The organism is Nocardia wallacei (assembly GCF_029868745.1).
Classification (GTDB): Bacteria; Actinomycetota; Actinomycetes; order Mycobacteriales; family Mycobacteriaceae; genus Nocardia; species Nocardia wallacei_B.
Map to the genome: position 1 here is coordinate 36,768 of NZ_JARWOP010000376.1, position 19,958 is coordinate 56,725.

Genomic DNA, 19,958 nt, shown 5'->3' on the forward strand with positions numbered 1-19,958 from the left:
CGCAGTAGGGTCGGAATCGACCTGGTTGCCGTCGCACGGAGGTTTCCATGAGCACAGATTCCAGGTTCGTCATCGTAGGCGGCGGGCTCGCCGCGGCGAAGCTGGCGGAGGCGTTGCGCGCCAACGACTTCGCGGGCTCGATCACGCTGATCGGCGCGGAGGAGCACCTGCCCTACGAGCGACCACCGCTGTCGAAGGAGCATCTGCTGGGCAAGCAGCAGCTCGCCGATTTCACCCCCGATCCGGCGCACTGGTACCGCGACCACCACGTCGAGCTGATGCTCGGCACCACCGTCACGGCCGTCGACCGTGCCTCGAAAACCGTTGCGCTGCCGGATGGTTCGACCCTGCCCTACGACAAGCTGGCGCTGGCGACCGGTTCGCGGCCGCGGCGACTGCCCATCTCCGGCGCCGACGCCGACGGCGTGTACGAACTGCGGACCATCGAACAGTCCGACGCCCTGATCGAGCTGTTCGGCTCGGCGCGGCGGCTGGCGGTGATCGGCGCGGGCTGGATCGGGCTGGAGGCCGCCGCCGCGGCCCGCGCCGCCGACGTCGAGGTCACCATGCTGGAGACCGAGCAGGTCCCGCTGCGGGCCGCGCTCGGCGCTCGGATGGGCGAGGTGTTCGCCGACCTGCATCGCGCGCACGGCGTCGACCTGCGCTGCGGAGTGAAGGTCGGTGAGATCACCACTGCCGGCGGCCGGGCCACCGGCGTGCGACTCGAGGACGGCACGGTGATCGAGGCCGACGCCGTGCTCCAAGCGGTCGGCGCGCGCCCCAATATCGAACTGGCCGCCGACGCCGGACTCGCCGTGGAGAGCGGCGTGCTGGTGGACGAGAGCCTGGCGACCGGCGACCCGGACATCGTGGCCGTCGGCGACATCGCCGATCACCAGCATCCGGTGCTGGGCCGCCGGATCCGCGTCGAGCACTGGGCCACCGCGCTCAATCAGCCCGCGGTGGCGGCGCAGACCATGCTGGGCAAACCCGCCACCTACGACCGGCTGCCGTACTTCTTCACCGATCAATACGATCTGGGCATGGAATACACCGGGTACGTCGCGCCCGGGGCGGACGCGTCGGTCGTGGTGCGCGGCGACACCGGCACGCGCGAGTTCGTGGCCTTCTGGCTGGACTCCGGCAATCGCGTGCTGGCGGGCATGAACGTCAACATCTGGGACGTCACCGACCGGATCAAGGAGCTGATTCTCGCGGGCGATCCGGTAGACCCGAAGCGTCTGGCCGACACCTCGACGGCACTGTGACTGCGATCACACACCGAATGCGTCGAAGTCGCGCGCGCGGCCCCGACCTGTTCGCGAGAGCGCCACAACGGGCGCAACGAAGATCCAGGAGCCGACCGTGAAGTACATGCTGTTGAAGACCTACGGCCCGACCGCCCACTGCGACACGCCCCCGGACCAGTGGACGCCGGAGGAGATCGCGGCCCACATCGAATTCCAGCGAACCCTGGGCGAGGAGCTGCGGAAGTCCGGGGAATTGGTGGACGCCCAGGGCCTCGGCTCCCCCGACCAGGCCCGCATCGTCTCCTCCGACGGCCGCTCGGCCCCGGTGATCACCGACGGCCCCTTCTCCGAAACCAAAGAGTTCCTGGCCGGCTACTGGATCGTCGACGTCGACACCCCCGAACGCGCCATCGAGATCGCCGCCCGCGCCTCCGCCTCTCCAGGCCCCGGCGGCACACCGATCGGCGAATACATCGAAGTCCGCGCCATCATGTCCGCCCCCTCCCCCGACGCCTGAGCCATCCATGCCCAACCCGCCCCGCCCCTCCCCAGCCCAATCAGCAAAAGAGGCAACGCAACCGGCCCCAGCGACAGAGATGACGCGAGCGACCCAGGCAGCAGTAAACCGAACACCGGAAGCAGAGCAGGCACCGGAGGTGGAGTGCGCACCGGAAGCCGAGCGAACGGCGCAGGCGGGGAGCACAGCAGAAGCCGCGCGGTCAGCGCAAGCCGGACAGGCACCGGAAGCCGAGCAGACGGCGCAACCCGCACAGGCGCAGCAAGCGGGGCAGACACCGCAAGCGGGCCGGGCGGCGCAAGGGGGCCGGGCGGCGCAAGCAGGGCGGGCGGCGCAAGCTGTGCCGGCGGTGGAGGTGGGGTGTTTGTTGCGGGAATTGGCACCGGCGGTGGTGGGGGTGTTGGCGCGGCGGGCGGGGGACTTCGATGCGGCTGAGGATGCTGTGCAGGAGGCTATGGTGGCGGCGGCGACGCAATGGGTGGCGGAGGGGCTTCCGGACAATCCGCGGGCGTGGTTGATTCGGGTGGCGCAGCGGCGGCTGGCGGATTCGGTGCGGGCCGAGATCGCGCGGCGGCAGCGGGAGGCGACGGTGGCGGGGCGGGAAGTGGTGCCGCCCAGCGACTTCGGTTCCGGACAGGACGACACGCTGACGCTGTTCCTGCTCTGCTGCCATCCGGCATTGTCCCCGGCGAGCGCCATCGCCCTGACCCTGCGAGCGGTGGGCGGGCTCACCACGGAGGAGATCGCCCGCGCCTTCCTGCTGCCGGAAGCGACCATGGCACAGCGCATTTCGCGGGCCAAACAGCGGCTGGCAGCGCTCGAGCGCCCGTTCGGGTCGCCGATCGAGCCGACGGACGGCTCCCGCCTCGCCTCGGTCCTGCATGTGCTGTACGTGATGTTCACCGAAGGGCACACCGCGAGCACCGGAGAGCAGTTGTATCGCGTCGATCTGGCCGCCGAGGCGATCCGGCTGACCCGGCTGGTACACCGCCTACAGCCCGACGACCCCGAGGTCACGGCGCTGCTGGCGCTCATGCTGCTCACCGATGCCCGGCGGTCGGCCCGGACCGGTCCGAGCGGCGAGCTGATTCCCCTGCTCGAGCAGGACCGCTCGCGATGGGACCGCACGCGGCTGTCCGAGGGCATCCGCCTCGCCACCACCGCGATCGGCCACGGCCTGCGCGGACCGTATCGCCTGCAAGCCGCGATCGCCGCGCTGCACGCCCAGGCCCGCCGCGCCGAGGACACCGACTGGGAGCGAATCCTGGTGCTGTACAACCTCTTCGAAGACCTGGCCGACAACCCGATGGTCACCCTGAACCGGGCCGTCGCCACCGCCATGGTGCACGGTCCCGCCGCGGGCCTGGAGCTGACCGCCACCCTGACGGACCGATTGTCCGGAAACCACCGTCTCGACGCCGTTCACGGGCACCTGCACGAAATGGCGGGCGACCGCACCGCGGCCGTCGCCGCCTACACCACCGCGGCCCGGCGCACCACCAGCATCCCGGAACGCGACTACCTGACCCTCCGCGCCGCCCGACTGAGAAACGAGAGCCGAGGATGACCGATCAGCCTTACGTGAAAGATCCGCGCGTCGACACCTACATCGATGCCCTGCCGGAGTGGCAGCAGGCGATCTGCCGTCAGGTCCGCGACCTGGTGCATGCCGCCGATCCGGAGGTCACCGAGACCGTCAAGCGCCGCGTGCAGCCGTACTTCGTGTTGCAGGGCAACATCTGCGCATTGCTGGCCACCAAGGACCACGTGAACATCTTCCTGTACGACGGCGGCATCGTCCCCGACCCGGAAAACATCATCACCGGCGGCCACGACAACAAGACAGCACGCATGATCTCGATCTATCGCGACGACGAGATCAACACCACCGCGCTGGTGGCGATGTTCCGGCACATCATCGCCGACAACCGAGCCGGAGGCTGGCGAAAGATCAAGGCGCGCAGCTGATCACGCGGGCCAGGCACGCCCCGTGATCAACTGATACGCCTCCCGGTACTTCCCGCGCGTGGCGTCGACGATCTCAGCGGGGATCTCCGGGCCCGGCGGTTCCTTGTCCCAGCCGGTGGAGGTCGCCCAGTCCCGCACGAACTGCTTGTCGAACGAACTCTGCGGGCGGCCGGGCGCCCATTCGCCGGCGGGCCAGTAGCGCGAGGAGTCGGAGGTCAGCACCTCGTCCCCCAGAGTGAGAACGTCTCCGTCCCAGCCGAATTCGAATTTGGTGTCGGCGATGATCACGCCGCGCTCCGCCGCGTACGCCGCGCCGCGGGAGTAGATGTCCAGCGTCAGGTCGCGCAGGCGCTCGGCGACCTCGCGGCCCTCCTGGCGCACCACGTCGTCGAAGGTGATGGGCTCGTCGTGCCCGACGGACGCCTTGGTGGTGGGCGTGAAGATCGGCTCGGGCAATTTGTCACCCTCGCGCAGCCCCGCGGGCAGGGCGATCCCCGAGACCGAGCCGGTGCGCTGATACTCCTTCAGCCCCGAACCGGACAGGTATCCGCGGGCGATGCACTCGACCTGCACCATCTTCAACGGCTTCACCCGCACCGCGCGCCCGGCGAACTCCGCGGGCACGTCGGTGGTGGACAGCACGTGGTTGGGTACGGCGGCGAAGTACTCGAACCACCAGTTCGACAACTGGGTCAGCAGCGCGCCCTTGTCCGGGATCGGCGTCGGCAGCACCACGTCGTACACCGACACCCGGTCGGAGGCGACGAGAATCAGCGAGTCGCCGTCCTCGTACAGGTCGCGCACCTTACCGGCGTGGATGTACCTCAACTGTCCTCCTCGTGGCTGGCTGGACCCTCAGCTTACCGAGGCCACCGGCCACCGCGGGCGCGGCCTCACGTGGCATTCTGGGCAGCGACGCACAGTTCTCCGACCGACGAAGGAGCCTCCTTGTCCGCACCGAATCTCACCCGAGAGCAGGCGATCACGCGTGCCGCGACGATCAGCGTGGAGAACTATCGCGTCGAACTCGATCTCACCGGTCAGCCCACCAGCGCGGCGGCGCCGACGTCGGAGACGTTCTTCTCGCGTTCCACGGTGACCTTCACGGCGACGCCCGGATCGGACACCTTCGTCGACTTCGTGGGGGCGGGCGTGCGGTCCGCGGTGCTCAACGGCGTCCCGCTGGAGATCGGCGAGTACGACGAGTCCGAGGGCCTGCGCCTGACGGGCCTGGCCGAGCGCAACGAACTGGTGGTGGAGGCCGACTGCGAGTACTCGCACACCGGCGAGGGCCTGCACCGTTTCGTCGACCCGACCGACGACAAGGTCTACCTGTACTCCCAGTTCGAAACCGCCGACGCCAAGCGGATGTTCGCCTGCTTCGACCAGCCGGACCTCAAGGCCACCTACGACATCACCGTCACGGCCCCGCAGGACTGGGAGGTCATCTCCAACGGCGCGGCCGTCGAGACCCGCAAGACCGGCACGGTGGTCACCCACACCTTCGCCACCACGCCCCGCATGAGCACGTACCTGGTGGCGCTGATCGCCGGACCCTACGCCAAGTGGACCGACACCTACACCGACGCACACGGCAGCATCCCGCTGGGCATCTACTGCCGCGCCTCGCTGGCCGAATTCATGGACGCCGAACGGCTTTTCACCGAGACCAAGCAGGGCTTCGGCTTCTACCACGAGAACTTCGGCGTCCCTTACGCGTTCGGCAAGTACGACCAGCTGTTCGTGCCCGAGTTCAACGCCGGGGCCATGGAGAACGCGGGCGCGGTCACCTTCCTCGAGGACTACGTGTTCCGTTCCAAGGTGACCCGGGCCTCCTACGAGCGGCGCTGCGAGACGGTGCTGCACGAGATGGCGCACATGTGGTTCGGCGACCTGGTCACCATGAAGTGGTGGGACGACCTGTGGCTGAACGAGTCGTTCGCCACCTTCGCGTCGGTGCTGGCGCAGACCTCGGCCACCGAATACTCCAGTGCCTGGACCACTTTCGCGAATGTGGAGAAGTCGTGGGCATATCGGCAGGACCAGCTGCCGTCCACCCACCCCATCGCCGCCGACATCCCGGATCTGGCCGCCGTCGAGGTCAACTTCGACGGAATCACCTATGCCAAGGGCGCTTCCGTGCTGAAGCAGTTGGTGTCCTATGTGGGGCTGGAGCCGTTCCTGGCCGGTCTGCGTGAATACTTCGCCGACCACGCCTACGGCAACGCCACCTTCGACGATCTGGTGGGCGCGCTCGAGAAGTCTTCCGGCCGAGACCTTTCCGGCTGGGGCGCGCAGTGGCTGAAGACCACCGGCCTGAACATCCTGCGCCCGGACTTCGAGGTGGACGCCGACGGCCGGTTCACCCGGTTCGCCGTGCTCCAGGAGGGCGCGCAGCCCGGCGCGGGCGAGCGCCGCGTGCACCGCCTGGCCGTCGGCGTCTACGACGACCAGGACGGAAAGCTGGTGCGCACCAAGCGGGTCGAGCTGGATCTCGACGCCGCCGAACGCACCGAGGTGCCCGAACTGGTGGGCGTCCCGCGCGGCAAGCTGGTGCTGATCAACGACGACGACCTCACCTACTGCTCGGTGCGGCTGGACCCGGAGTCGCAGGAGACGGTCGTCACCCGGATCGCCGACATCGCCGAATCGCTGCCCCGCACGCTGTGCTGGTCGGCCGCGTGGGAGATGACCCGGCAGGCGGAGCTGCGGGCCCGTGATTTCGTCGCGCTGGTGCAGCGCGGTGTCGGCGCCGAGACGGAAATCGGTGTGGTGCAACGTGTTCTGATGCAGGCGAACACCGCGCTGGGCAGCTACGCCGATCCGGAGTGGGCCGCACGCGAGGGCTGGCCGCGGTTCGCCGATCGCCTGCTGGAGCTGGCGCGTGCGGCCGAACCGGGGTCGGATCATCAACTGGCCTTTGTGAATTCGCTGACCGGCGCGCGGCTGTCGGAGCAGCACGTCGAGGTGCTGCGCGCGGTGTACGAGGGCGATCCGGCGGAGGCGGGCCTGGCGGGGCTGGTGGTCGACACCGATCTGCGCTGGCGGCTGGTGCAGGCGCTGGCCAAGTCGGGCGCGGTGGACGGCGACGACGACGCGACGCCGGTGATCGACGCCGAACTCGACCGCGATCCCACCGCGGCCGGTCGTCGCCAGGCCGCGGCCGCCGTCACCGCCCGGCCGCGGCCTCAGGTCAAGGAAATCGCCTGGAACACGGTGATGAGCGACGACTCGGTGCCCAACATCACCGCCCGCGCCATCGTCGGCGGCTTCGCCCCGGCGGGCCAGGACGACCTGCTGACCCCGTACGTCGAACGCTACTTCGCGGAGATCCCGGAGGTGTGGGAGCGTCGTTCCAGCGAGGTCGCCCAGACCGTCGTGGTCGGCCTCTACCCGCACTGGGCCATCACGCCCGAGGCGGTCGCCGTCGCCGACAAGTTCCTCGCCGGCGACCATCCCCCGGCGCTGCGCCGCCTGGTCTCCGAGGGCAAGGCGGGGATCGAACGCTCCCTGCGCGCCAGGGCTTTCGACGCGAGCTGAGTCCCGCATCCTCGCTGCTGTGGGCAGATCTGCTCACAGCAGCGAGGGGCGGTTTTCGGCGGCGGGGTCGGGCACCGTGGGGGCATGGCTCACGACGACAACAAGATCCCGCTGTTCGGCTGGCGCGCCCGCGAGCAACTGCTCAGCCGGCGCATCCTGGTCCTCGACGGCGGACTCGACGACGACAACGGAACGCTGCTCGCGACACAGCTGCTGACGCTGGCGGCCGAAGATCCCGATTCCGGTATCTCCCTGTGGATCCACTCCCCCGGCGGCTCGGTGCCGTCGATGCTCGCGATCCGCGACGTGATGCGCCTGGTGCCGTGCGACGTGTCGACGCTGGCGCTGGGGCTCGCGTGCAGTGCGGGTCAGTTCCTGCTCTCGGCGGGCGCGCGCGGCAAGCGATTCGCGTTGCCGCACGCCAGGATTCTCATGCATCAGGGCTCGGCCGGGATCGGCGGCAGTGCGGGCGAGGTCGAGGTGCAGGCCGACGATCTGCGGCACACCGTCAACACCGTGCTCGGCCTCATCGCCGAGGACACCGGGCAGCCCTTCGACCGCATCTACGAGGATTCGCTGCACGACCGCTGGTTCAGCGCCACCCAGGCGCAGGAGTACGGCTTCATCGACGGCATCGTCGACTCCTTCCACCAGGTGATTCCGCAGCGGCAGAAAGTGGGGATCTCGGCATGACCAGCTACACCATTCCCAATGTCATCGCCCAGCATCCGCGCGGCGAGCGGATCATGGACGTCTATTCGCATCTGCTCACCGAGCGGATCGTGTACCTGGGCACGCCGATCGATTCCGGCGTGGCCAACGCGCTCATCGCCCAGTTGCTGCATCTGGACGCCGACAGTCCCGGTCAGGACATCAACCTCTACATCAACTGCGAGGGCGGCGACCTGTCGGCGATGCTCGCGGTCTACGACACCATGCAGCACGTCCACTCACCGGTGCTGACCACCTGCGTGGGCCAGGCCATCGGGGTGGGTGCGGTGCTGCTCGCCGGCGGCGCGGCCGGTCGCCGCTCGATGCTGCCGCACACCCGCATCGTGCTGCACCAACCGGCGGCGCGGGGTCAGGGCGCCATCCCCGACCTGATCATCCAGGCCGACGAGCTGGTCCGGATGCGCACGGAGATCGAGACGATCCTGGCCGAGCACACCGGTCAGGACGTGGAGACCCTCCGCCATGACACCGACCGCGACCGCGTCTTCACCGCGTCGGCCGCGGTCGAATACGGCCTGGTGGACCAGATCCTCGGCCGCCGGGATTGAGTATCCGGCCGGTGCTCAGGCGGCCGAGGCCATGAGTGTGGGACCCGAATTGCGGTCGCGCTCAGCCCGTTCGGGGACGGCGGGCTGGGTGCGGACGATCCGACGTCGCCCGTTCGCCATCTCGATGAGGTCGGCGGGCGACATGCCGGGAGCGCCCGCGAGTGTCGGCAGGGCGCCGGGCCGCAGGGCGGCGGGGCGAGCCAGGGCCAGGCGGCGCTGACGACGCAGCTCGTCGGCGACCTGTTCGGTGAGACCGCCGAGCGAGGTGCCGAGCGCACCCGCCAGCGCGGCGATCATCTCACTGGACGGTTCCTTGCGCCCGCGCTCCACCTCGGAGAGGTACTGCGGCGACACGCCCGCGCGCTTGGCGGTCTCGGCCAGGGTCTCGCTGTGCTCCTGCCGCAGCGCGCGCAACCGCTCCCCGAGCACCTCGCGCCACAGCGGTTCCCGCACGGCCTCCTGGGGCCGCGCGGGCGAGCGATCGTCGCGTCCGCCGGGGATCGAATGAAGTCGCGGGTGCTCGGCCATACTCCGAGCCTAAGGCCCGGCCGCGGCGGCCCGCCCCCTCATTCCGCTCAGAGCGTAATCGCCGCCCCCGCAGCCGAACCCGTGCCGTTCAGCTGGGGCGGCCGATGGCGGCGGCCATCACTCGCACGGCCGCCACGAGACCGTCGATCAGCTCGCCCTGCCGGAACGAGCTGAGCGCGGCGGTGACACCGAGCTGGCAGACGCGGTCGTTGACCCGATCGGCGACATCACGGCCGGAGCGGACCTCGATGGCGCGGTCGTTCGGCGAGACGGCGATGAGCACCGAGCGCGCCGCCTCCGGAGTGGAAGGAAAGAGCGCCTCGACGCCGGTGGCCGGGTCCGGCCGCAGCTCACCGATGTAGATGTTGAACCGCACCTTGGTCGCGCGGGTGGCCTCGGTGAGCGTGTTGTCCAGCAGCAGCCGTTCGGTGTCGTTGAACGGCGCCTCGTTGAACACGTCGCCCGCCTCGTGCACACCGGACACCCGGCCGCTGGTCGTGACGGCGTATCCGCGCGGAAGGTCGGCCTCGACCACCGCGGGCCAATTAGAACTTGCCACTTGCCCGGCCTCCGATCAGCTCCGCCCCGGATTCGACAGCCGCATGATGCTCATGCGAATGGTCGGCGATGTGGTGACCGTAGACGGTCACCTCATCGGTCGCGCTCCACAGCACCGGGTCCGCGGTCCACTTGTCGCCGAGGTTGAAGTGGACCGGCTTCTCGCCGGGCAGCGGTTTGCCGAGATACGACAATCCGGCGATCACCGCGTATATCACCAGCGGGATGCCGACAAAGATCAGCACTGTCTCGAGAATGCTCACAGCCCAACGGTAGACGATGCGCCCGACCGGGGTATCGACCGGTGAGCCACCGCGACCCGTGTCGCGTCGCTCAGACCAGCCAGGCCGCCGCGTTCACGGGCAGCCGGTTGCCGTCGAGCGGGGCGCTGGACAGCAGCACCTCGCCGGGCGGCAGCGGAATCGGCTCGTCGGAGGCGTTCAGCGCGCACACCAGACCGCCCGAGCGGCGGAAGGCCAGGCAACCGGCCGGGCTGCCGTACCAGTCGAGTTCGTCACCCGCGAATTCCGGTCGCAGCGCACGCATTTCGATGGCCGAGCGATACAGCGACAGCGTCGAGTCGATGCGTTCCAGCTGCGCCTCGACGGTGAGATCGGCCCACTGCGGCGGTATCGGGAGCCATGACCGGCCGGTGGTGAAGCCGAACGGCGGCCGGTCTCCTTCCCACGGCAACGGCACCCGGCAGCCGTCCCGGCCGCGTTCGGTGTGCCCGGACCGCTCCCAGGCCGGATCCTGGAGGACCTCGTCGGGCAGGTCGTCCACGTTCGGCAGACCCAGTTCGGATCCGTTGTAGACGAACACCGCGCCCGGCAGCGCCAGTTCCAGCAGCAGCATCGCGCGCGCCCGGTCCACGCCCACGCTGCCGCCCCCGTAGCGGGTGACCTCGCGCTCGACGTCGTGATTGGACAGCGTCCAGGTGGCGCTGGCGCCCATGGCCGATACCGCGCCCAGCGAATTGTCCACGGCCGCACGGATCTTCGTGGCGTCGAAGGGGGTCTCGGCGAGCTGAAAATTGAAGGCCAGGTGCAGTTCGTCGGGCCGCACGTACTCGCCGAAGCGGACGTTGTCCGCTACCCACACCTCGCCGATCGACACCGCGCCCGGATACTCGTCGACGATCTTGCGCAGTCGCCGGTGGATGTCGTGCACGCCCGGATTGTTGAAGCGCGGATCGTCGTCGTCGTGGACGAGCATGCGGGTGTCGACGGTGTCCATGTCCGGCAGGCCCGGCGGTTTGGCCATCCCGTGCGCGACATCGATGCGGAATCCGTCGATGCCGCGGTCCAGCCAGAACCGCATGGTCTGCTCGAAATCGGCCACGACCTCGGGATTGTCCCAGTTCAGGTCGGGTTGCTCGGGGGCGAAGATATGCAGGTACCACTGGCCGGGGGTGCCGTCGGGTTCGGTCACCCGGGTCCACGCCGGGCCGCCGAAGACGCTCGGCCAGTTGTTGGGCGGCTCGGCGCCGTCGGGTCCGCGACCGTCGCGGAAGATGTAGCGCGCGCGTTCGGAACTGTCCGGCCCGGCGGCGACGGCCGCGGTGAACCAGGGGTGCCGGTCGCTGGTGTGGTTGGGCACCAGGTCCATGGTGACCTTGATCTGCCGGTCGTGTGCCTCGGCGATCACCTCGTCCAGCACCGTGAGGTCGCCGAACATCGGGTCGATGGCGCGCGGATCGCTGACGTCGTAGCCGCCGTCGGCCATCGGCGAGCGCATCACCGGACAGATCCACAGCGCGTCGACGCCGAGAAGTTCCAGATAGCCGAGCCGATCGCGGAGGCCGGCCAGATCGCCGACCCCGTCGCCGGTCGAATCGGCGAACGACCGCGGGTAGACCTGATAGAAGACCGCCGAACGCCACCACGGCCCGTCCGACGGCGAGGCCTGCTCCCCGGGGGATGAAGCTGTCACAAACGCCAATAGTGCCAAAGGTTTCCGGCAAAAGTCGCCCCGGGGGCGCGTGTTGGCGAGATCGAGCTAACGTTCAGCGAGAATCGGACACGCTCCGCTCCATGCCCGATTTTTCCGCGTGCCGTCAGAGAGGCGAGTTGATCAGCGAATTCGCCGCCATCTCGAGGTAATCCAGCAGCGCACGGCGATGTTCGTCGTCGAGCACCTCCGGCTCGATCTCCGCCACGCCGATCCGCATGCAGCGCAACCACGCGTCCCGCTCGATCGGGCCGATCCGGAACGGCATGTGCCGCATCCGCAGACGCGGATGGCCGCGCTCGTCGGAGTAGGTGCGCGGGCCGCCCCAGTACTGCTCCAGGAACATCCGCAGCCGCCGCTCGGCCGGGCCGAGATCCTCCTCCGGATACAGCGGGCGCAGCACCTCGTCGGCGGCCACCTCCCGGTAGAAGGCCGCCACGATGCGGTGGAACGTCTCCGCTCCGCCGATCGCCTCGTAGAACGATGTCGCCGTCTGCTCGCCGGAACTCACACTCGCCAGCATATCGCCGGGTCCCGGAGCTCGGCATCCCCGTCGCGCATACCACCCGCGGGTGTCACCACGCGTTCATCGACAGCACAGATGGAATGTGTCAAATCAGCTGGCAAAGGCGTCGGTTCCATGGTCAACTGGTTGGCAGTGTCTGCCGAGATACCACACGAAACGGCCCAAACGAATTCGGGGTTCCCATGAAGCAGCGGCAGGGCGCTCGGTCACACGAGGCCAGAACGCATCGACAACTCCAGCCCGCCGACGTCCACAATCGTGGGTCGGGGGCTACTCCGCTGCATGTCCTTTCCGATAAACGTTCTCATCAGGGTGCTGCTTGGCCGCACCGCACCATCGAACCCGCGCCCCCGGTGGCCGCGTGGTTGAAGCGCCGGGTGCTGCTTCTGAACGCCACCTACGAGCCGCTCACCGCGCTCTCCGCCCGCCGCGCGATCGTCCTTCTGATCTGCGACAAGGCCGATACGGTCCACCACAATCCCGAGGGCCCCGTTGTTCATTCCGCGGGCGCGGCCGTCACCCTGCCGTCGGTGATCCGCCTGCGCAACTACGTCCACGTGCCGTATCGCGCCCGAGTCCCCATGACCCGCGCGGCGCTGATGCACCGCGACCGCTACCGCTGCGCGTATTGCGGCGGCAAGGCCGAGACCATCGACCACGTGATTCCCCGCAGTCGCGGCGGTGCCCACTCCTGGGAGAACTGCGTCGCTTCCTGCGCACCGTGCAACCACCGCAAGGCCGACAAGCTGCTCAGCGAGCTGGGGTGGACGCTGCACCATCCGCTGGTGTCGCCGAAGGGCCCGCACTGGAGGTTGCTGTCGACCACCGCCGACCTGGATCCGGTGTGGTTGCAGTATCTCGGCGAGGGTGCCGCGTAGGTCGTCGACCTGTCGGGCTCACCGCTTCTCCGGCGGCTGCCCGAGCAGCGGAAATCCCGCGGTCGTCGCGATCGTCGCGAGCGCGCGACGCAAGGCGGTGCGGTCCCGACCGGCCAGTTCCGCGGCGAGTTCGCCGTCGAGCCGATGCGCGATCTCCGCGCAGGCGGTGAGCAGTTCCCTGCCTCGATCCGTGAGCGACAGCACCTGACGCCGCCGGTCGTCGGGGTCGCGCATCCGGCGTAGCGCGTCGAGGCTTTCGAGATGGTCGGCCAGCGCGACCACCAGGCTGGGCGCCACTTCCATCCGTACGGCGAGTTCCTGTTGCGACGCCGCGCCGTCCCCGCTCAGCGCGATCAGCATGCCGACATGCTTCGGCTTGAGATCGAGCTCCGCGACGTGCGCCGCGAACAGGTCGGCGACCTTGGTACCGAGGTAGCCCAGCCGGAACGTGAGGGTCGCCGGCAACCCCGCATTGACATCGGTCACGAGCCAGATAATACTTCGCGTTAATCATTCAGAGACTGAATCATTCATGGAGTGATCAAATGCCTCTCGCGCTCACCCTTCTCAACGTGGCGATTGCCCTCCTCACGGGAGGAGCCGCCGTGCTGGGACTTGTCCGGCCGACCCTGCTGGCACCGGCCGGAACCACAGCCTCGCCCGGCGTGACGATGTACGCCCAGGCGTACGCCGCCCGCGCGCTGCCGCTCAGCGCGGTCGCGGTGGCGGTGCTCGTCGGTGACCTCCACGACGCCCTTGTTCCTGTACTGGCGATCGCCGGACTGGCACAGGTCGGCGACGTGATCATCGGTGCGCTGCAACGCAATTCGGGCATGCTCGCCGGATCCGCCACGAGTGCCGTCATCCACTTGGGGTCGGTGGCTTGGATCACGGCGCACTGAAGAGAGCAGTGCTCTTGACTTTATCGGGCGTACCGGGCATGCTCGATGCAATAGAGATCAGCGCTCACAAAAGCGAAAGGTGCGCACAATGTCCGAACTGCACGTCGTTACCGGGGCCGGGCCCGTCGGCACCACCGTGGCCGAACAACTCGCCGCCGCCGGGAAGAACGTCCGGATCCTGACGCGCTCCGGGAGTGGCCCGGAGCATCCGCTGATCGAGCGTCGGCGAGTGGATGTCACTCGGCGCGAAGAACTTTCGGCGGCGGTCGACGGCGCGGTGGCGGTCTATCACTGCACGCACGGCTCCGAGTACGCCGCGCGCACCTGGTGGGCCGAGCTGCCCGCCGCCGAGCAGACCGTGCTGGAGGTGGCCGGAGCCGCCGGCGCCGTGGTCGTTTTCCCGGAGAGCTTGTACTCCTACGGGCCGGTGAGCCGGCCGATGACCGAGAACATGCCCCGCACAGCCGATTTCGGCAAGCCGGCCGTGCGGGTGGCGCTGCTGCGGGCGCGTGACGCCTCGCCGACTCCGACCGTCAGCGTGGCGGCGTCCGACTTCATCGGGCCGCACGTGCGCATGTCACACGCCGGCGAGCGGATGGTCCCGAACATCCTGGCGGGCAAGACTGTTCAGGTCTTCGGCAAGGCGGATCTGCCGCATTCGTTCACCTACATGCCCGACCTGGCGGCGGCGATGATCGCCGCCGCGGCGAATCGCACGCTGTGGAACTCCTTCCTGCACGCGCCGACCGCGCCCGCGGTGTCGATGCGCGAACTGGTCGCCGCCCTGGCCGCGGCTGCGGGCGTCCCCGCCCCGAGGGTGCTGGCCGTGCCCGGCTGGGCACTGCGCACAGTGGGCGTGGTGAACGGCATGATGCGCGAACTGGCGGAGATGAACTACCAGTTCGAGCGCCCCTTCGAGCTGGACTCCACCGCCAGCGAACGCAAGCTCGGGCTGCGGCACACGCCCTTGGACGAGGTCGCCCGCGGCACCGTCGCCTGGTGGAAAACCGTTGTGGCCCCGGATGATCGGCCAGCGGCCGCATAGCCGGTCAGCGGTACTCGCTGGCCTGGATCCCCCAGGTGCCGGGCTCGAGGGCCTCGAAGATGTGCGGCTGGTCCCCGGGGTAGCGGACGTAGTCGCCCGGACGGAGTTCGACCGGGTCGGCGGCCGGGCCCGCCAGGGCACGTCCGGCCGCCAGGATCAGATGCTCGATCTCGCCGCGCGAATGCGGTTCGGAGCGGCGAGGCAGGCCCGGCTCGGCCGAGACGCGGTAGATGTCGCGGCGGGCGTTCGGCGGACTGGCCGCCAGCAGCGCCACCTGATAATCGGCTTGCGCCGACGCCAGCACCGGCCCCTCCCCCGCCCGGATCACCCGCACCTGCGGGCGCGGCGGGTCGAGCAGGCGGGAGAACGGAATGCCCAGCGCCACGCACAGCGCCCACAGGGTCTCGATGCTGGGATTACCGGCGCCCGATTCCAGTTGCGAGAGTGTGGATTTGGCGACACCCGCCCGGCGCGCCACCTCGGTGAGCGACAGCCCGGCGCGGGTCCGTTCACGGCGCAGCGCGGCGGCGATGGCCTCCTTCGGCGGGGCGGGCTGGGTGTCGTCGTGCTCGGTCATGATGGGTTCAGACAGTACCGGGCGGCGACGGCGCGATTGACGAGCCCGGGTCGTGGCGTTCACTATAGAAGCCGTGCGTTCGATATGGCGAACACTCGATCGGAGTGATCTCACCGGTATAGCGACCATCTGCCTGGCGGTCGTGGCGATCGGCGTCTCCTACGGCGCGTCCGCCGTGACCGCCGGGATGCCCGCGTGGTTGCCGATCCTGCTCAGCGTCCTGGTGCTGGCCGGCGGTGCGGAGTTCCTGTTCGTCGGCATCGTCGCCGCCGGGGGCGGGCTGGTCGCGGCGGTGCTGGCGGGGCTGGTGGTCAACGCTCGCCACCTGCCGTACGGGCTCGCCGTGCCCGACGTGGTCGGCACCGGATGGCGGCGGCTGCTCGGCACCCACGTCATGAACGACGAGTCGGTGGCGCTGGCCCTGGCCGAATCCGATCGCGACCGCCGCCGCGCCGCCTTCTGGCTGTGCGGACTCGGCGTGCTGCTGGCCTGGCCGCTGGGCGCGCTGCTCGGCGTGGTGGTCGGCACCGCGGTCCCGGACCCGGACCGGTTCGGCCTGGACGCGGTATTTCCGGCGGTGCTGCTGGCCTTGGCGCTCCCCGCGCTGCGCGGTGATCGAGCCACCCGGCGCGCGGCCCTGGTCGGGGCGAGCGTCGCCGCCGCGACCACACCCTTCCTCGGTGCCGGGCTTCCCGTACTACTGGCCCCTCCCCGCCGCGCTTCTGGCATTCGGCCGCGGCGGAAAGCAGTCCGAACCGACCCGATCCGAAAGCGACCGAGCATGACCGTCGGTACCACTTTGATCGCGGGCACGCTGGCCTTGGCGGCGGGCACCTACGCCCTGCGCTTCGCGGGGCCGGTGCTACGCCGCCGCATCACCTTTCCGCCTCGCGTCACCCGACTACTGGAAGCGGGCTCGGTGGTCCTGCTCACCGCTCTGGCCGTCACCGAACTCGTTCCCACCGGTCACAAGGCCGGATTCGCGCTCCCCGCAGGCGTTCTCGTCGCCGTCGTCCTCGCCTGGCGACGCGCCCCGCTCATCGTCGTGGCCCTCTCGGCAGCCGTCACCACCGCCCTCCTCCGCCTACTCGGCGTGGCCTGATCCGACTGCGATGTGACAGGCGGGAACCAACTGGGCGGTCAGCGGGGGGTCAGGGGCATGCCGGGGCCGCGGCGGCGGGCCACGGAGCCGTAGCGGGCGTCGAGGCGGAGCCAGGTGCGGGCGGCGCGGACACGGACTATTTCGGTGGGGGCGATGCGCCGGGAGTCGGCCTTGTCGCCGGAGTGCGGGATGAAATCCATGGCGGTGAGGGTGAATACGACCCGCATCGGGACCTCGACCTGCTGTCCGGCACCGGTGACGGTGAGGACCGCCTGGTCCAAGAGGGAGACCGGCGGGCCGAGACCGCTGCCGTGCTCGGCGGCCACCTCCGCGCCGCGCTCGGCCAATTCGACCAGGCTGCGCGCCGGGACGTCGTCGACATGCACCCAGCCGTCCGCCGGCGGAAGCGCGGTGCGCCAGGCCGAATCCATCGAGAAACCGAGGTCGATCGGGCCGCCCGCGCCGGGACCGGTCAGACCGGACAGGAGCGTATCGCCGCCCACCGTCACATCGTCGACGCCCAGGTCGGCGACCACGGTGCGGACCGCCAGCGCCTCGAAACTCGTTGCCGTCCAAGCCGCTACGTAGCGATCACCGCGCCGCCGCAACCGGATCACGGCCGCCGGATCCAATCGCACCGCGCGGCCCACGAAGGTCGCCAGGTTCTCGCGCTCGGCCGGATCGGGCACCCGCAGCGCTCGCTGGTCCGAACGGTCGAATCCCGGCATCATTGCCGCTGTCCTCTCCTTCCGCGCGACGCAGCCGGTCGCGCGCATCGCCTCGTCAGTCCGACTTCCACTGCGCGAGGTACTCGCGCTCGGCCGGGGTCAATCGGCGCAAACGCTGGGTATCGATGTCGAATGCGGCCATCTGGGTGCTGGCGATCACCGCGGGCGCCGAATCCAGCGCGACACCGTTCGCGCGCACCTCGTACCCGATGGTGAAGTCGACCGCTCGCAGCTGGTCGATCCACATCGCCACATCCAGCGGCGTGTCCTCGTGCCGCAGCTGACCCCGATAGCGCACGTGCAGATCGGCCAGCACGCAACCGGCGCGCAGCCCCGCGGTCGGGCGGTCACCCTCGAACAGCCACGGGATCCGCGCCTCCTCCAGCAGTGTCACCATCCGGGCGTGGTTGATGTGCTGGAAGACATCCATATCCGACCAGCGGACATCGACCTTGGTGTGAAAACGCTTGGGCAGCACGGCTATATCGGCCGACTTCGCGAGCCCGTTCACCGAACCGACACTCGTCACACGTAACCTCCGATCGGATCGCCACGCGCGCGCCTGCCGCCGGGCGGCCTGCGCCGCGGGTCGTGGAGCAGCGGGTCCGAATCGTTCCGGTGCGCCGATGCCTCCGAAACCGATTCGGCTACCCAGTATGCCGGGTCCGCCGCGGATCCTCGCCCCGACACCGCCGCGCGGACCTCGGCACACCCTGTCCGTGCCGGTCAGGGTGCCGATCCACGGGTTTCTGTGAATCGGCACAACCGGCCCGCACTCAGCGCGGGACCTCCGACTGCGCGCCCACGCCGCTGACCATGCTGCGCACCTGGCGCGCCGCCACCGACAGCGTCGCCAGATCGTGGGTACCGGACTCGAAGAGTTCGGCCAGCGCGGCGCGGGCACGGCCGAGTCGAGACTGGTTCTTCGACTCCCAGTACGCGATCTTCTCCTCGGCCGTCTCCTCCGGATCGCCGCCGGACAGCACGTCCAGCGTGAGCGAGCGCAGCGACCCGTACATGTCGTCGCGCAGCGCCAGGCGGGCCAGCGCGTGCCAGCGGTCGCCGCGCTCCAGGTGGCTGACCGCCTGCAGCAGCCAGTCGATCTTCAGATGCTCGTTGAGCGCGTAGTACAGCGCGCCCACCTCTTCACCGCCGCGGTCGGTGATATCGGCGATGTCGATGACATCCAGCAGCGGGAACAGGTTGAGCAGGCCGAAGACCTCGGTCGCCAGCTGCTCCGGCACGCCCCGGCCGACGAGCTTCGCCGACTGTGCCTCCAGGGTGTCGATGTGGTGGCCGCGCAGCCACCCCGGCACCTTGGGCGCCAGCTCCCGCACCGCCCCGCTGTACCGGTGGATCTCGGCGCCGACCGCGATGGGCTGCGGCCGGTTGCTCAGCAGCCAGCGCGAGGCCCGGTCGAGCGTGCGCTTGGTCTCGAGTTCCAGATCGTCCTGCACGGCGGTGGCGACGTCGGCCGCCCGGATGCGGGTCCAGATCGACTGCAGATCGAAGATCTGGGTCGCCGCCGCGAACGCGCGCACCGCGTCGGTGGCGCTCGCGCCGATCTCCTCGTTGAGCCGGTGCGCGTAGGTGATGCCGCCGAGGTCGACCATCTCGTTGATCACCATGGTGGTGACGATCTCCCGGCGCAGCCGGTGCCGCTTGATGGCCGCGCCGAAGCGTTCCCGCAGCGGCGCCGGGAAGTACTGCGGCAGCCGGGCCGAGAAGTACGCGCTGTCGGGCAGATCGGACTCGAGCAGATCGGATTTCAGCGAGAGCTTCGCGTGTGCCATCAGATTGGCCAGCTCCGGCGAGGTGAGCCCGTCACCGGCCTCGGACCGCCGCTTGATCTCCGCGTCCGAGGGCAGCGCCTCGAGTTCGCGGTCCAGGCCCCGGCGCGACTCCAGATCCTCGATCAGGCGCTTCTGCACGTTCAGCATCCGCGGCGCCTCGGTGCGCGACATGCCCATCAGGATGTTCTGGGACACGTTGTCCTGCAGCACCATTGCCGACACCTCGTCGGTCATCGAGGCCAGCAGCGGACCGCGTTCGGCGGCGGGCAGTTCGCCCGCCGACACCACGCCGTCGATCAGGACCTTGATGTTGACCTCGTGGTCGGAGCAGTCCACCCCCGCCGAGTTGTCCAGCGCGTCGGTGTTGCATTTGCCGCCGTTGCGGCAGAACTCGATCCGGCCGAGCGCGGTGAGCCCGAGATTGCCGCCCTCGCCGATCACCTGAACCCGCAACCGGTTCGCGTCGACGCGCACCGAATCGTTGGACTTGTCACCGACATCCGCGTGGGATTCGGTACTGGCCTTGATATAGGTGCCGATACCGCCGTTCCACAGCAATTGCACCGGCGCCAGCAGAATCGCCCGGATGAGTTCGGGCGGCGACAGCGACACGATCCCGTCGGGCAGCCCGAGCGCCCGCCGCACCTGCGGGCTGATCGGCACGGATTTCACGGTGCGGTCGTAGACGCCGCCGCCCTCACTGATCACCGACCCGTCGTAATCACGCCACGACGACCGCGGCAACCCGAACAACCGCCGCCGCTCCGCAAACGACCGCGCCGCATCAGGATCCGGATCCAAGAAAATATGCCGATG

Annotated in this window: 22 protein-coding genes and 1 pseudogene; 12 read left to right on the forward strand and 11 right to left on the reverse strand. The window is 69.4% G+C overall.

Annotated elements, in window-relative coordinates; all coding sequences use genetic code 11:
* Nucleotides 1-47 precede the first annotated feature (47 nt).
* From QH470_RS35220 to QH470_RS35235, 4 genes are all read left to right on the forward strand, one after another.
* A complete protein-coding gene (locus tag QH470_RS35220) occupies nt 48-1,268 on the forward strand; it encodes an NAD(P)/FAD-dependent oxidoreductase (RefSeq protein ID WP_280276716.1) in 1,221 nt (406 codons plus the stop codon).
* A gap of 97 nt (nt 1,269-1,365) precedes the next feature.
* Nucleotides 1,366-1,767: a YciI family protein gene (locus QH470_RS35225; protein WP_280276717.1), complete on the forward strand. Its 402-nt coding sequence runs from the start codon at nt 1,366-1,368 to the stop codon at nt 1,765-1,767.
* Between the two features lie 340 nt (nt 1,768-2,107).
* Nucleotides 2,108-3,334, forward strand: a complete 1,227-nt coding sequence (locus QH470_RS35230; RefSeq protein WP_280276718.1) for an RNA polymerase sigma factor — start codon at nt 2,108-2,110, stop codon at nt 3,332-3,334.
* On the forward strand, nt 3,331-3,735 hold the full coding sequence (locus tag QH470_RS35235; RefSeq protein WP_280276719.1) for a DUF1801 domain-containing protein: 405 nt from the start codon (nt 3,331-3,333) through the stop codon (nt 3,733-3,735). Before QH470_RS35230 ends, QH470_RS35235 begins: the two co-directional genes overlap by 4 nt.
* On the opposite strand, the gene QH470_RS35240 is transcribed toward QH470_RS35235, so the two are convergent.
* Nucleotides 3,736-4,563, reverse strand: a complete 828-nt coding sequence (locus tag QH470_RS35240) for a phosphoribosylaminoimidazolesuccinocarboxamide synthase (protein WP_280276720.1) — start codon at nt 4,561-4,563, stop codon at nt 3,736-3,738.
* A 120-nt stretch (nt 4,564-4,683) separates the two neighbouring features.
* On the opposite strand from QH470_RS35240, the gene pepN reads away from it, so the two are divergent.
* The 3 genes from pepN (at nt 4,684) to QH470_RS35255 (ending at nt 8,555) form a co-directional block, all read left to right on the forward strand.
* A complete protein-coding gene (pepN, locus tag QH470_RS35245) occupies nt 4,684-7,275 on the forward strand; it encodes an aminopeptidase N (RefSeq protein ID WP_280276721.1) in 2,592 nt (863 codons plus the stop codon).
* 84 nt (nt 7,276-7,359) lie between these two features.
* Nucleotides 7,360-7,968, forward strand: coding sequence for a ClpP family protease (locus QH470_RS35250; RefSeq protein WP_280276722.1), 609 nt, complete (start codon nt 7,360-7,362; stop codon nt 7,966-7,968).
* A complete protein-coding gene (locus QH470_RS35255; protein WP_280276723.1) occupies nt 7,965-8,555 on the forward strand; it encodes a ClpP family protease in 591 nt (196 codons plus the stop codon). Before QH470_RS35250 ends, QH470_RS35255 begins: the two co-directional genes overlap by 4 nt.
* 15 nt (nt 8,556-8,570) lie before the next feature.
* Here the strand turns inward: QH470_RS35255 and QH470_RS35260 are convergent, their stop codons facing one another.
* The 5 genes from QH470_RS35260 to QH470_RS35280 form a co-directional block, all read right to left on the reverse strand.
* The gene (locus tag QH470_RS35260) at nt 8,571-9,083 is read right to left on the reverse strand and encodes a helix-turn-helix domain-containing protein (RefSeq protein WP_280276724.1); all 513 of its coding nucleotides are present in this window, start codon (nt 9,081-9,083) and stop codon (nt 8,571-8,573) included.
* 88 nt (nt 9,084-9,171) lie between these two features.
* Nucleotides 9,172-9,642, reverse strand: a complete 471-nt coding sequence (locus tag QH470_RS35265) for a DUF5130 family protein (RefSeq protein ID WP_280276725.1) — start codon at nt 9,640-9,642, stop codon at nt 9,172-9,174.
* Nucleotides 9,629-9,904 carry an aa3-type cytochrome oxidase subunit CtaJ gene (gene ctaJ, locus QH470_RS35270; protein WP_280276726.1) on the reverse strand — a complete coding sequence of 92 codons (276 nt, stop codon included), beginning with the start codon at nt 9,902-9,904 and terminating at the stop codon, nt 9,629-9,631. The genes QH470_RS35265 and ctaJ overlap by 14 nt, the downstream gene beginning before the upstream one ends.
* A gap of 70 nt (nt 9,905-9,974) precedes the next feature.
* Nucleotides 9,975-11,573 (reverse strand): glycoside hydrolase family 13 protein, encoded by a 1,599-nt coding sequence (locus QH470_RS35275; RefSeq protein WP_280276727.1) that lies wholly within the window; start codon nt 11,571-11,573, stop codon nt 9,975-9,977.
* Nucleotides 11,574-11,697: 124 nt separating this feature from the next.
* Nucleotides 11,698-12,114 (reverse strand): globin, encoded by a 417-nt coding sequence (locus QH470_RS35280; protein ID WP_280276728.1) that lies wholly within the window; start codon nt 12,112-12,114, stop codon nt 11,698-11,700.
* Nucleotides 12,115-12,299: 185 nt separating this feature from the next.
* Here QH470_RS35280 and QH470_RS35285 point away from each other — a divergent pair, with 185 nt between their 5' ends.
* Nucleotides 12,300-12,995: an HNH endonuclease gene (locus tag QH470_RS35285; RefSeq protein ID WP_280276729.1), complete on the forward strand. Its 696-nt coding sequence runs from the start codon at nt 12,300-12,302 to the stop codon at nt 12,993-12,995.
* A gap of 18 nt (nt 12,996-13,013) precedes the next feature.
* On the opposite strand, the gene QH470_RS35290 is transcribed toward QH470_RS35285, so the two are convergent.
* Nucleotides 13,014-13,481, reverse strand: a complete 468-nt coding sequence (locus QH470_RS35290) for a MarR family winged helix-turn-helix transcriptional regulator (RefSeq protein ID WP_280276730.1) — start codon at nt 13,479-13,481, stop codon at nt 13,014-13,016.
* 119 nt (nt 13,482-13,600) lie between these two features.
* On the opposite strand from QH470_RS35290, the gene QH470_RS35295 reads away from it, so the two are divergent.
* Together QH470_RS35295 and QH470_RS35300 are read left to right on the forward strand one after the other, a co-directional pair.
* The gene (locus tag QH470_RS35295) at nt 13,601-13,897 is read left to right on the forward strand and encodes a hypothetical protein (RefSeq protein WP_280276731.1); all 297 of its coding nucleotides are present in this window, start codon (nt 13,601-13,603) and stop codon (nt 13,895-13,897) included.
* A gap of 88 nt (nt 13,898-13,985) precedes the next feature.
* On the forward strand, nt 13,986-14,942 hold the full coding sequence (locus tag QH470_RS35300) for an NAD-dependent epimerase/dehydratase family protein (RefSeq protein ID WP_280276732.1): 957 nt from the start codon (nt 13,986-13,988) through the stop codon (nt 14,940-14,942).
* Between the two features lie 4 nt (nt 14,943-14,946).
* On the opposite strand, the gene QH470_RS35305 is transcribed toward QH470_RS35300, so the two are convergent.
* A complete protein-coding gene (locus QH470_RS35305; RefSeq protein ID WP_280276733.1) occupies nt 14,947-15,519 on the reverse strand; it encodes a helix-turn-helix domain-containing protein in 573 nt (190 codons plus the stop codon).
* Nucleotides 15,520-15,592: 73 nt separating this feature from the next.
* On the opposite strand from QH470_RS35305, the pseudogene QH470_RS35310 reads away from it, so the two are divergent.
* Both QH470_RS35310 and QH470_RS35315 read left to right on the forward strand, forming a co-directional pair.
* Nucleotides 15,593-16,273, forward strand: a pseudogene (locus tag QH470_RS35310) (AzlC family ABC transporter permease); the annotation flags it as partial.
* A gap of 27 nt (nt 16,274-16,300) precedes the next feature.
* Nucleotides 16,301-16,621: an AzlD domain-containing protein gene (locus tag QH470_RS35315; protein WP_280276737.1), complete on the forward strand. Its 321-nt coding sequence runs from the start codon at nt 16,301-16,303 to the stop codon at nt 16,619-16,621.
* A gap of 38 nt (nt 16,622-16,659) precedes the next feature.
* Here the strand turns inward: QH470_RS35315 and QH470_RS35320 are convergent, their stop codons facing one another.
* The 3 genes from QH470_RS35320 to QH470_RS35330 all read right to left on the reverse strand — a co-directional run.
* Entirely contained in the window at nt 16,660-17,352 is a 693-nt protein-coding gene (locus tag QH470_RS35320; protein ID WP_280276734.1) for a DUF8010 domain-containing protein, read from the reverse strand.
* Nucleotides 17,353-17,404: 52 nt separating this feature from the next.
* On the reverse strand, nt 17,405-17,833 hold the full coding sequence (locus QH470_RS35325; protein WP_280276738.1) for an acyl-CoA thioesterase: 429 nt from the start codon (nt 17,831-17,833) through the stop codon (nt 17,405-17,407).
* A 292-nt stretch (nt 17,834-18,125) separates the two neighbouring features.
* On the reverse strand, nt 18,126-19,958 hold a 1,833-nt coding region (locus QH470_RS35330; protein ID WP_280276735.1), incomplete at its 5' end, for an NAD-glutamate dehydrogenase domain-containing protein.